Genomic DNA, 12042 nt, shown 5'->3' with positions numbered 1-12042 from the left:
TATGGCAAGCGATCTGCTTGGAATAGGGACCTCGGGTGTGATGGCCCAGCAGCGGCTGCTGCAGACCACCAGTAACAACATCGTCAACGTCAATAGCCAGGGCTATGTACGTGAACGCACCCTGGTGTATACCAATTCCATCGGATTGGGGACCGGCGACATGGTGACCCAGCGGGTCATCAACAACTATGCCCAGGGGGAGATGCGCCGCGACACCTCCGCCTATCACGCCTCTGGCACGCGCTACGATCAGCTGTTCCAGCTGGATAGCCTGCTCGGCGATACCAGCAACAGCGTGGGCACCACCATCACCTCGTATTTCAAGGCGTTTCATACCGCCAACGAGTCGCCGGCCGAGATCGGCGGGCGCAAGACCACCCTGAGCGAGCTCAACGGCATGGTGAACCGCTACCAGACCCTCTCTGCCCAGCTCGACAAGCAGACTGACACCATCAATGCCACCATCGGCGACGAGACCGACAGGGTCAACAGCCTGCTCACCAGCATCAACGATCTGAACCAGGCCATCATCCGCACCCAGGGCTCGCCGGAAGAGAACCTGATGCTGTTCGATCAGCGCGACGAAGCCGTGCGCCAGCTTTCCGAGAAGATGGATATCCGCACCGTGACCCAGCCCAACGGCAGCATGCTGGTCAACATGAGCACAGGCCACTCCCTGGTGCTGGACGGCGGCGTGGCCCAGTTCAAGGTGGCGGCGGGGGATCCCGACTCCCGCGACTCGATCCTGCAGCTCACCCTGGGCTCCAACAAGGTCAATATCAACGACAAGGACATCGGCGGAGCCATCGGCGGCTTGTTCACGGCGCGTAACGATCTGGATCCCTCCAAGCGGGAGCTGGGGCAGCTCGCCGCCGCCATGGCCGATGCCATGAACCAGCAGAACCGGTTGGGGATGGATCTGGATAACGAGCTGGGGGGAGATCTCTTCTCCCTCTCGGCCAGCAAGGGGCTGCCCTACGGCAGCAACCAGGGCAACGGCGCCGCCAGCGTGAGCTTCGTGCCCGGCAAGGGGACCGAGGTCACCACCTTCGATTACGAGGTGCAGTTCAGCAGCGCCACCGGCTATGAGGTGTTCTCCATCGATGGCACCGGCAAGCGTACCTCGCTGGCGACCGGTACCACGCCCCCCGCCAAGTTCGAGCTGGCGGGGCACGGCCTCGAGATCGACTTGTCCGGCACCCCGGCCGCCGGCGACAAGATACTGCTGCAGCCGACCAAGCATGCCGCCGCCGGACTGAAGGCCGCGATCACCCGCCCGGAAGACATCGCCCTGGCGGCTCCCATCAAGGCCGACAAGAGTGCCCAGAATCTGGGCTCGGGCGAGATCAAGCTGAATGGCATCCATAACACGGGAGCGGGGTCGGGCTTCGGTGCCAATGCCCTGGATCCCAATGCGCCTCAGGTCGTCAAGATAGACAACGGCGGCAACTACGAGGTCTATGCGGCGGATGGCACCACCCTCATCGGGGTGGCCCCGGCGGCCAGCAAGGGCCAGAACCTGATGGCGGCCCTCGAGAGTCCGCTGGGCGGCCCCAAGGTCTACGCCGATCCCAACCAGAGCCCGGGCTATGACTTCAGCATCACCGGCAAGGTGGAAGCCAAAGACAGCTTCAACCTGAGCTACAACAAGAACGGTTTCGCCGACAACGCCAACGGCCTGGCCCTGGCGGAGCTGCAGAACAAGGAGCTGGTGCGCAAGAACAACAACGCCGCCACCAGCAACGACAAGATGACCTTCAACGACGCCTATGGCGCGCTGGTGACCGGGGTGGGCAACAAGACCAGCCAGGCCAAGACCCTGTTGCAGGCCAACGAGGCCAAGCTGACCCAGAGCACCGGCATCTACGAGAGCGTCTCCGGGGTCAACCTGGAGGAGGAGGCGGCCAACCTCATCCGTTTCCAGCAGTCCTATGCGGCCTCGGCCCAGATCGTCAGCACCGCCAAGACCATTTTCGACACCCTGTTGTCTTCCGTGAGGTAAGTCATGCGCATTACCACCAACATGATCTATGACCGCAACCTCGCCACCATGAGCAAGGTCAGCGAGCGTCAGAACACCGCCTATGAGCAGTTGATGACGGGGGACAAGTTCAACCGGGCGGGGGAAGATCCCTCCGGCATGAGCCAGAAGATGGCGCTGACCAAGGAGATCGATCTGTTCAAGCAATACGGGGTCAACGGCAGCCTGCTGGAGAACAGCCTGGGGCACGAGGACACGGTGCTCACCTCCATCAACAACGCCATGCTGAGCGCCCAGACCCTGATCCAGAAGGCGAACAGCTCGGCCATGGGCTCGGAGGAGCGCAACGCCATCGCGAGCGAACTGGAGGGGCTGCAGAAACAGATGTTCGATCTGATGAACAGCAAGAACTCCCAGGGGGAGTTCATCTTCGGCGGCAACCAGAGCAAGACCCAGCCCTTCGTCAAGGATGCCAGCGGCAACTACGTGTTCCAGGGGGACACGGGCCAGCGCAGCATCCAGGTCTCTCCCACGGTGCAGATCCCGGCCAACGACTCCGGCTTCAACCTGTTCGAGACGGTCGCCACCCGGCGCACCGCCAGTGCCACCACGGCAAACATCAAGGTCGGCGTGGGGGATCAGGGCAACTTCGAGAGCTTCTATCGCAACAGCTACGACTCCTCCCTGGCCAGCAACCAGTTCACCGTGAGCACCCTGGCGGGCCCGCCGGACAGCTACGAGATCAAGGACAGCGGCGGCACTGTGGTGCAAAGCGGTGACTACAGTGCGGGCAACAAGATAGCCTTCAACGGGTTGGAGCTGACCCTGGACCTGCCCGCGGGCGGCGCGGATCAGAACTTCGCGCTCGATACGCCGAAGAACGACAGCGTGCTCAATGGCATGTCCGATTTCATCTCGGCCCTGCGCGACCCGACCATACCGGCGGCGGATTTCCAACTGGCGGTGGCCGATGCCACCACCCACATGAACAACGCCAGAACCCAGGTCGACCGGGGGCAAGGGGATGTGGGCAGCCGCTTGAACAGCCTGGAGCAGGTGATGGGCTCCAACGACGGGCTCAGCACCCTGAACCAGCAGGCGCGGGCCAAGGTCTCGGAGGCGGACATGTATGAGGTGATAGCCGCGCTCTCCAAGGAGGAGGCCGCCATGAGCGCCTCCCAGCTCTCCTTCAGCAAGATAAGCAAGCTGACCCTGTTCGACTATATCCGCTGAGTGACTGCTCCCTCTGGCCTCGGTCAGGGGGAGCCACCTCTCCCTATCCGCCATCCTTCCCTTCAATTTGTAACAAGCTATTGCCAGCGGCCCGGTCGGCTTGACTCGGGTCCGGCCCTGGTCGATGATGCCGCCCGCACAACCTCAGGGTTGTGGCTATTTTTCGCAGCATCTCGTTAGGCGAGGCTCCTGCATAAACACAGGCCACTGATCTCACGACGTCCAGAGACGCCCAAGATCAGGACAGTTTTCATCGGATTAAGGTGTCAACCCAAGTGGCTTCCGGCGTGCCGGATACGTTATGCAGTGCTAAAGCTGGTACGTGGGGATGATGACACGCCGAACGGCGTCATTTCCTGCCTATTACTCGTCAATCAAATTGCTGTTTTCTTATCGACAGTGACCGGTGCGAGCCGGTTGCCCTCAGGCCCTGCCTGAGATCACATGAGGTTATCTGTGATGAAGAAAACACACACCCTGCTCAATCGTCATCAACTGCTCGATCTGGCCGCCCTGCAGGGCTGGCTGGCCCACAACCTGGATCCGGTGGCGCGCGCCGATCAGCTGCTGACCCTGCGTCCGGAAGAGCTCAACTGCATCTTCGATACCCTGCCCATGGCGGAGGGGGCCGCCCTGCTCGGGTCGCTCCCGCCCGACTGCGCGGCCCGGCTGCTGCTGCGCCTGCATGCCAGCCTCGTCGGCCTGCTGCAGGGGGCCATGCCGAGGCGCGAGCTGCTGGCCATCTTGCGCAGGCTCAATGAGCGGGATCGTGACACCCTGCTCTCCCGCTTCCCCGAGTCGGTACGATCCAGCTTCCAGTCGCTGCTGGACTGGCCGAGCGAGTCGGTCGGGGCCAACATGCGCCACGAATACCTGGCCATCGGCGAGCGGGAGACGGTGGGGCGCGCCAAGCAGCTGATCCACGACGCCTGGGACAACGCCCAGCTGTTCCAGCATCTCTACGTGGTCAATGAGGGGCAGCAGCTGCTCGGCAGCGTCTCCCTCAAGTCGCTGCTGATCGCGGATCCCCTGCGGCCGGTGAGCGAGCTGATGGACCGTGAGGCGGTGCGGATCAACGCCCGGGCGGATCAGGAGCTGGCGGCCCGCCTGCTGATCGACCGCGACATCTCGAGCCTGCCGGTGGAGGAGCAGGGTCGCCTGGTGGGGATCTTCCATGTGGACGACGCCGCCGACATCCTGGAGCTGGAGTCCACCGAGGATGCCGAGCTGCAGGGCGGCTCCTCGCCGCTGGACACCCCCTACCTGCAGGCGAGCCCCTGGCAGCTGTGGCGCAAGCGGGTGGGCTGGCTGCTGATCCTGTTCGTGGCCGAGGCCTATACCGGCACAGTGCTGCGGGCGTTCGAGGAGCAGCTGGAGGCCGCCATCGCGCTGGCCTTCTTCATCCCGCTGCTCATCGGCACCGGCGGCAACAGCGGCACCCAGATCACCACCACCATAGTGCGCGCCATGGCCGTAGGGGAGGTGAGTCTGCGCAACCTCGGCACAGTGCTGAAGAAGGAGCTCTCCACCGGCCTGCTCATCTCGGTGGCCATCGCCATCGCGGCCTGGGTGCGGGCCTGGAGCCTGGGGGTGGGCCCCGAAATTGGCATGGTGGTCACCCTCACCATCATCGCCATCGTGCTCTGGAGCGCGACGGTCGCCTCGGTGATCCCCATGGTGCTGCGCCGCCTGCGGATCGATCCGGCGGTGGTCTCGGCCCCCTTCATCTCCACCCTGGTAGACGGCACCGGCCTCATCATCTATTTCGAGATCGCCAAGTGGCTGCTGCCCGAGCTGCAGTGACCCGCGAGAAAGCAAAAAGGCAGCCATTGGCTGCCTTTTTTTGTGGGCGGAACTCAGCTCAGCTGGAACAGCAGCGGCCAGCCCTGCTCCTGACAGTAACGGTGCTCTTTCTCCAGGTTCTGCATCAGCAGGCGGTTCTCGTCACACCAGTCGGTCGGCAGGGTGACCACCAGCTGATCTTCGGCGGCCTGCACCTTCCATTCCGGCAACAGGTTGTCCTGGCGCCTGTGGTGCGCCGCCACGGCGAGGCGCAGGATGCGGATGCAACGCAGCACCGTCTGCTCGTCATGGTTGGGCAGGGCGGGCAGCTCGGAGAGCTTGAGCCCCTTGCGCTGGAACCGCACCAGGGCCGCCAGCAGGGCCTGATCGTCCTGGTTGAAGCCGGGTAGATCGGTGTTCTGCAAGATATAGGCGGAGTGGCGATGGATGCCGCTGTAGTTGATGGCGAGGCCAATCTCGTGCAGCCGCGCCGCCCAGCCTAGGATGGCGCGATAGGGTTCCTCCGGCATCTGCCAGGGGCCGCTCAGGGCATCGAACAGGGCCAACACGCTCTGCTCGACCCGGTTGGCCTGGCGCTTGTCGATGCGATAGTGGGTGCTGAGGGCCAGGGCGGTGCGCTCGCGGATGTCGTGATGCTGCAACCGCTCCTCGAATTCATACAGCAGTCCCTCGCGCAGGGCGCCGTCAGAGTACTCCATCCGCTCTATGGGCAGGGAGGTGAAGAGCCCGAGCAGTATGGCCACCGCCGCGGCAAAGACCTCACGCCGCTCGTCGGTCAGGCCAGCGAGTTTGAGCTGGTCCACCCGCTTGTGCTCGAGCATCTCTTTCTTCAGCCGTTCAAGTCCGGTGAGCGTGATGCTGCCATCGGTCCAGCCCTCACCCTGCAAGACGTCGCGCACTGTGCGGATGGAGCCTGAGCTGCCGAGGCAGCTCTGCCAGCCCAGCTTGCGGTACTGGTTGATGATGGGGGCGAGCTGATGCTGCGCCTCCAACACGGCGCCGTTGAAGGACCGCTCGCTCAGCTTGCCGTTGGCAAAGAAGCTCTGGGTGAAGCTGACGCAGCCCATCTTGCGGCTGGTGAGGGCCTTGTGATCGAAGCCCTCGCCGATGATGAGCTCGGTGCTGCCGCCGCCGATGTCGACCACCAGTACCTGGCCTTCAATATGCTGGGTGTGGGCGACCCCCTGATAGATGAGGCGCGCCTCTTCCTGGCCGCTGATGATCTCGATGGGATGGTTCAAAACCTTGACCGCCTCGCTCACGAACGCGCGGGCGTTGCTGGCGCGGCGCAGGGTATAGGTGCCGGCGATGCGGATCTGATCCGGCTTGATGTTGGTCAGCCGCTCGGCGAACAGGCTGAGGCACTCGAGCCCCCGGTCCATGGCCTCGTCCGACATGCGGCGCTGCTCGTCCATGCCCTCCGCCAGCCGGACCCGCTCCTTGATGCGATCGACGATCTGCATCCGTCCTTCGTTGAGGCGGGCGATGACCATGTGAAAGCTGTTCGAGCCCAGATCGACAGCGGCGTACAGACTATTGTCCATGGTTTGACTCTATCCGTTTGAGGTAGTCGTAAATCGCGACCTGAGAACGAACCTTGCGGCGGTTGCCCCGCTTCACGTATTCGTTGCTCTGGTTCGCATCGATGACCCTTGCCTTGCAGGTGTCGCTCAGCTGCAACTGCAAAATATCCAGGATGCGCTGCTTGAGCCGCTCGTCATAGATGGGGGTACCCACCTCGATCCGGCCGTCGATGTTGCGACTCATCCAGTCGGCGCTGGAGATGAACAGCTGGGGGTTGCCCTTGTTGTGGAACACCATGACCCGCGGGTGCTCGAGGAAGCGGTCGATGATGCTGATGACCTGGATATTCTCGCTCAGGCCCGGCACGCCGGGGCGCAGGGCGCACATGCCGCGGATGATCATCTGGATGGGCACTCCGGCCTGGCCGGCGGCATAGAGGCGGTTGATGAGATCCCTGTCCACCAGGTTGTTGATCTTGAGCGTGATGCCGCTGGGCTGGCCCGCCTTGGCGTTGGCCAGCTCGTTGTCGATGTGGCGATAGAGCTGGCGCCGGCTGTTGATGGGGGAGACCATCAAGTGGTTGAACTTGTAGCGCCGATAGGGGTACTCGATGTACTCGAACACCCCCTCCACCTCGGCGGTGATATCCGGGTGGCGGGTCAGCAGGGAGAAGTCGGTGTAGATCTTGGCGGTCTTCTCGTTGAAGTTGCCGGTGCCGATATGGGCGTAGCGCACCGCCTCGCCATGCTCGTGGCGGGTGATGAGGCAGAGCTTGGAGTGGATCTTGAGGCTCGGCACCCCGAACACCACCTTGACCCCGGCATCGGTCAGGATGTTGGCCCAGTCGATGTTGGCCGCCTCGTCGAAGCGGGCGCGCAGCTCCACCACCACAGTCACCTTCTTGCCGTTGTTGGCGGCGTCGATGAGGGAGTGAATGATGCGCGACTTCTTGGCGACCCGGTAGATATTGATGCGAATGGCACTCACCGCCGGATCGAACGCCGCCTGGCGCACCAGCTCGGTGAAGTGGTGGAACTTGTGATAGGGGTAGTAGAGCAGTATGTCCTGCTTGGTGATGGCGTCGAAGGCGTTGACGAAGCCATCAAAGTCGTGGCAATCGAGTGCCGGCAGCTTGGGGTTTTCCAGATAGTCCCGGCCCACGTTGGGGAAGCCGATGAAATCCTTGAAGTTGTGATAACGGCCGCCGGGCATGATGGCGTCGTAGCTGCTGATCTGCAGCTTGAGCTTGAGGAAGCTTATCATGGCGGCGGGCATCTCCCGCTCGTAGACGAAGCGCACCGGCATGGCGGTGAGGCGTTGTTTCAGGCCATCACTCATCTTGTCCACCAGGCTCAAGTCCAGCTGATCGGAGAGATCGTATTCCGCATCCCGGGTCAGCTTGACCGCGTAGGCGGCGATCTCGTCGTAGTCGAAGAAGCCCTTGAAGATCTCGTCGAGGCAGAAGCGGATGACGTTATCCAGGATGATGATCTGCTTCTTGCGACGGGTTCCCTCCGGCGGCAGCTGGAAGAAGCGGGGCAGATCGTCGGTCGGCACCTCCACCAGGGCGTACTGGATCACCTGGCCGCCCTTCTTCATCTCGATGGCGAGGTAGGTGTGCTCATCCTTGAGGAACTTGACCGGGTTGACCTCCTTGTTGAGCAGGATGGGGATGATGTGGCGCAGCACCTTCTCCCTGAAAAAGACCCGCAGCCACTGCTGGATCGCCTCGGAGAGCTGGTTCTCGTTGACCAGGAAGATGTTGTGGCGGGCGAGGGCGATCAGCAGCTCTTTATAGGTGTTGTCGAAGGCCTCGCCGAGCGCCATCACCTTCTGCTGGATGGCGCGCAGCAACACCTTGGCGTCGTCATCGCCGCCGTGCACCTCGTTGATGAGGATGCGGCGCTTGACGTCCGATACCCGTACCTTGAAGAACTCGTCCTGATTGGAGGAGAAGATCCCCAGGAAACGGACCCGCTCGATGAGGGGGACCGTCTTGTCCATTGCCTCTTGTAACACCCGTTCATTGAATGAGAGCCAACTCAGCTCTTTCTCTTCATACTGCTTGTCGGTGCTCATGTGGTGCCTCTGTGATCAGGTTACGTCTGCGCGGCAGTTATGGCGTGGATAGGTGACAGATTTATGACAATGAGTCCTATTCTGCCACGGCCTGATCGATGTCGACCACCAGGTCATCGGAGAGGGATTCCAGCGCCGCGATCAGATCGCCGAGTTCGAGCCCGGGCGGCAGGGCGACCAGGGCATGGGCGTAGAACAGCGGGGCACCGGAGTGGGGGGCCGGTTCGCAACCTGTGGTGAGATCGGCGACGTTGATGTTGAGCTGGCGCAGTATGCTGGCCACTTCGTGCACTATGCCGGGCCTGTCGTTGCCGGTGACGCTCAGCATCACCTGACGCTCCGGCTCCTGGCTGACCTGCCCCTCGGCGAAGCTGACGGTGAGACCCGGCAGCATCACCAGCGCCTCGCACAGGCCACGGTAATGCTCATCGGGGACGCTGACATGCAGGATGCCGGCAAATTGTCCCGCCAGCTCGCTCATGGAGCTGGCCAGCCAGTTGCCCTGCTGCTGGGTGATGATGTCGGCCAGACTCTCGACGATACCGGGCTTGTCCGCGCCGATCACGGTGACGACCAATTGCTTTTGCATCCTGCTCTCCTTCGAATTGGGTTTCTGTAGCATTGTGCCTGCAGTGTCAGGCCATATGAAGCCCGCCTTGCGCAAATGTAGTGAAAAAACGCCGATGCCGGAGGCGGCCGCCATTTCTGCGCTGCCTGACCCTTCTCCCCCGTGGTAGAGTGATGGCCCTTCTTCTGTTTTGTGAACTGGATAGTGCACTCATGAATACCCTAGTCGTATCGGGATTGGTGTTATTGGTACTGCTCCTGCTGGCGATCTTCTGGACCAGAGGCAAGAAAGGCAAAACGCTGCCCTATGATCTGCAGGAGGCCCTGTTCAGCCCGGCCGAGCGCTCCTTCCTCGGGGTGCTGGATCTGGCGGTCGGTGATCAGGCGCGGGTCTTTGCCAAGGTGCGGGTCGCGGACGTGCTGGCGCCGGAGGCCCGGATGGGCAAGAGCAAATGGCAGCAGGCGTTCAACAGGATCAGTGCCAAGCATTTCGATTATCTGCTGTGCCACCCGCAAGATCTCTCCTTTCTCTGCGCCGTCGAGCTCGACGACAGCTCCCACCGCCACCAGAAACGCAAGGTGCGCGATGCCTTCCTGAAGTCGGCCTGTGACAGCGCTGGCCTGCCCCTGCTGCAGATCCCGGCGAGTAGCCATTATCGGGTCGAGGAGCTGCGCGAGCAGCTGCTGCCCCTGCTGAGCAAGGCGAGCCCCCAGATCGAGGTGACGTTGCCGGGTGAGCGGCGCGAGCCTACCTTCAGCCCGTTGCTGCTCGATGGCGTGGATGTGGAGGAGAGCCGCCACGGGCATGCCGCCGTGCGTGCCAAGGTGCTGGATCAGACCCCGTTCATCGAGCCGGACGCCGGGCTGGTGGACAACCTGTTTGCCGATCCGGACGAAGAGGATCAGCCCCACGAGGCCCCCCATTGCCCTCGCTGTGATGCCCCCCTGGTGGAGCGGGAGGCCAAGAAGGGCCCCCATGTCGGCCGCCTGTTCCTGGCCTGCAGCCGTTTCCCCGAGTGCCGTTACGCCGCCCCCCACGGCCAGCTCAAGCACTGATCATCAGTTTGGCTCCGGCTGCGGTCGGAGCCCTTCCTCGTCTGTTTTCCCGGTTCCCACCTATTTTTGCCTCTTCGATGACACAAACTGTCTGATTGTGATCGCTGTCCCGCCGACAGGAATCGATCGCGACAGCTTTTGACAACGCGCCATAATTTTGGCACTTTGTGCGCCTCACATGACGTGCGTGTCTGTCTCTATCGGCACGGAAATAACAACAAACACTAAAAATTATAATAATAAGCACGGAAAAACAACAACTTGGCTTCAGGTGGTAAGACAGATGGATATGATGGCGATGGGGGTATTGCTTGTCGATGCCGATGAACGGCGACGTCAGCAACTGGGTACTGTGCTCTCGTTCATGGGGATCCCCTGGCAGGAGGTGGTAGAAACCGAACTCGATGTGGCCATCGAATCGTCCGGTCCGCTGCAGGGGATCCTGACCGGTGAGCTGATGGAACGTTCGCTCGGAGAACTGCTGACCGCCTTTCCCTGCATCCCGTTTCTCTCCCTGATACAGGCCGATCACCCCAACTGCAACTTCATTGGTGGCTCAGACGCTCCCTTCACGTACGAGTCCCTGACTCGCCAGCTGCATTTCTGCCAGGCCTTCATCTCCCTGCACCCGCGTCAACAGCAACACGACAAAGGGCAGACCCTGTTGCGACTGCTGGTGGGCAAGGGCAAGGGGATCCAGGCGGTGCGTCGCCTCATCAGTCAGGTCGCGGAGACCGACGCCAACGTGCTGATCCTGGGGGAGTCCGGTACCGGCAAGGAGGTGGTGGCCCGCGCCATCCATGAACTCTCTTCCCGCAGCAGTGGCCCCTTCGTCCCCATCAACTGCGGCGCCATCCCGGCGGAGCTCCTGGAGAGCGAGCTGTTCGGCCACGAGAAGGGGGCCTTCACCGGCGCCATCGCCGCCCGTCGCGGCCGCTTCGAGCTGGCTCAGGGCGGTACCCTGTTCCTCGATGAGATCGGCGACATGCCACTGCCGATGCAGGTCAAGCTGCTGCGGGTGCTGCAGGAGCGCCTGTTCGATCGGGTCGGCGGCAGCAAGCCGGTACAGGCGGACGTGCGGGTGATAGCGGCGACCCACCGGGATCTGGAGGCGCTGATCCGCACCCAGGGTTTCCGCGAGGATCTCTATTACCGCCTCAATGTCTTCCCCATCGAAACGCCGCCGCTGCGCGAGCGATCCGACGACATCCCCTTGTTGCTGCAGGAGCTGCTCAATCGCCATGCGGAGCAGCACAGGGGACTCATTCGTCTGACCCAGCGCGCCATGGAATCCCTGATGCAATATGCCTGGCCCGGCAACGTGCGCGAGCTGTCGAACCTCATCGAGCGGCTGTTGATCCTCTACCCCAACCAGATCGTCGACGTGGCGGACTTGCCGGGTCGCTACCGCCTGCTGCCCTGCGAACCCAGGGACGAGCGGCTCACCGAGATGGATGAGCGCGATGCCTTGGCAGCCGTGTTCCAGAGCCTCCCCGAGCCGGAGCCCGGCAGCGCTATCGTGCTCCCCATGCAGTTGCCACTGGAGGGGGTCAATCTCAAGGAGATGCTGGCCGACCTCGAGGTAGAGCTGATCCGCCAGGCCCTGGAAACCCAGGAGGGGGTGGTGGCCCGCGCCGCCGACCTGCTCAGCATGCGCCGCACCACCCTGGTGGAGAAGATGAAGAAATACGGCATGAGCAAGGAAGCCTGAGGTCAATGCTTTGACACCTATATGCAATCTATTGATATATAGCTGTTATTTTACTGGCATGGAAATTGAATAGCCTGATCCCAAACCC

The 12042-nt window shown here is 62.4% G+C and carries 8 protein-coding genes and 1 riboswitch; of the genes, 5 read left to right on the top strand and 3 right to left on the bottom strand.

Annotation, left to right across the window (positions count from 1 at the left end; translation table 11 throughout):
• The first annotated feature begins 1 nt into the window (after position 1).
• The 3 genes from KW821_RS14520 (at position 2) to mgtE (ending at position 5017) form a co-directional block, all read left to right on the top strand.
• Positions 2-2002, top strand: coding sequence for a flagellar basal body rod C-terminal domain-containing protein (locus KW821_RS14520; RefSeq protein ID WP_218291941.1), 2001 nt, complete (start codon positions 2-4; stop codon positions 2000-2002).
• 3 nt (positions 2003-2005) lie between these two features.
• On the top strand, positions 2006-3214 hold the full coding sequence (gene flgL / locus KW821_RS14515; protein ID WP_218291940.1) for a flagellar hook-associated protein FlgL: 1209 nt from the start codon (positions 2006-2008) through the stop codon (positions 3212-3214).
• A gap of 165 nt (positions 3215-3379) precedes the next feature.
• A riboswitch (M-box (ykoK) riboswitch) is annotated at positions 3380-3549 on the top strand.
• A gap of 124 nt (positions 3550-3673) precedes the next feature.
• Positions 3674-5017, top strand: coding sequence for a magnesium transporter (mgtE, locus tag KW821_RS14510; RefSeq protein ID WP_042654884.1), 1344 nt, complete (start codon positions 3674-3676; stop codon positions 5015-5017).
• Between the two features lie 53 nt (positions 5018-5070).
• Here the strand turns inward: mgtE and ppx are convergent, their stop codons facing one another.
• The 3 genes from ppx to KW821_RS14495 all read right to left on the bottom strand — a co-directional run bounded on the left by ppx (position 5071) and on the right by KW821_RS14495 (position 9209).
• Positions 5071-6561 carry an exopolyphosphatase gene (gene ppx / locus KW821_RS14505; RefSeq protein ID WP_042654883.1) on the bottom strand — a complete coding sequence of 497 codons (1491 nt, stop codon included), beginning with the start codon at positions 6559-6561 and terminating at the stop codon, positions 5071-5073.
• Positions 6551-8620, bottom strand: a complete 2070-nt coding sequence (ppk1, locus tag KW821_RS14500) for a polyphosphate kinase 1 (protein ID WP_042654882.1) — start codon at positions 8618-8620, stop codon at positions 6551-6553. The genes ppx and ppk1 overlap by 11 nt, the downstream gene beginning before the upstream one ends.
• A 76-nt stretch (positions 8621-8696) precedes the next feature.
• Complete coding sequence (locus tag KW821_RS14495; protein WP_042654881.1) at positions 8697-9209, bottom strand: glycine cleavage system protein R; 513 nt, start codon at positions 9207-9209, stop codon at positions 8697-8699.
• Between the two features lie 191 nt (positions 9210-9400).
• On the opposite strand from KW821_RS14495, the gene KW821_RS14490 reads away from it, so the two are divergent.
• Both KW821_RS14490 and KW821_RS14485 read left to right on the top strand, forming a co-directional pair.
• A complete protein-coding gene (locus KW821_RS14490; RefSeq protein WP_218291939.1) occupies positions 9401-10243 on the top strand; it encodes a DUF2726 domain-containing protein in 843 nt (280 codons plus the stop codon).
• A 289-nt stretch (positions 10244-10532) separates the two neighbouring features.
• On the top strand, positions 10533-11954 hold the full coding sequence (locus KW821_RS14485; protein WP_042654879.1) for a sigma-54 dependent transcriptional regulator: 1422 nt from the start codon (positions 10533-10535) through the stop codon (positions 11952-11954).
• Positions 11955-12042 lie beyond the last annotated feature (88 nt).

The sequence above is a fragment of the Aeromonas sp. sif2416 genome (genome assembly GCF_019218665.1).
In the GTDB taxonomy this organism is placed as follows: Bacteria; Pseudomonadota; Gammaproteobacteria; order Enterobacterales; family Aeromonadaceae; genus Aeromonas; species Aeromonas encheleia.
Note: the sequence above shows the minus strand (reverse complement) of the source record. Positions and strands in the feature narration are given on the sequence as shown.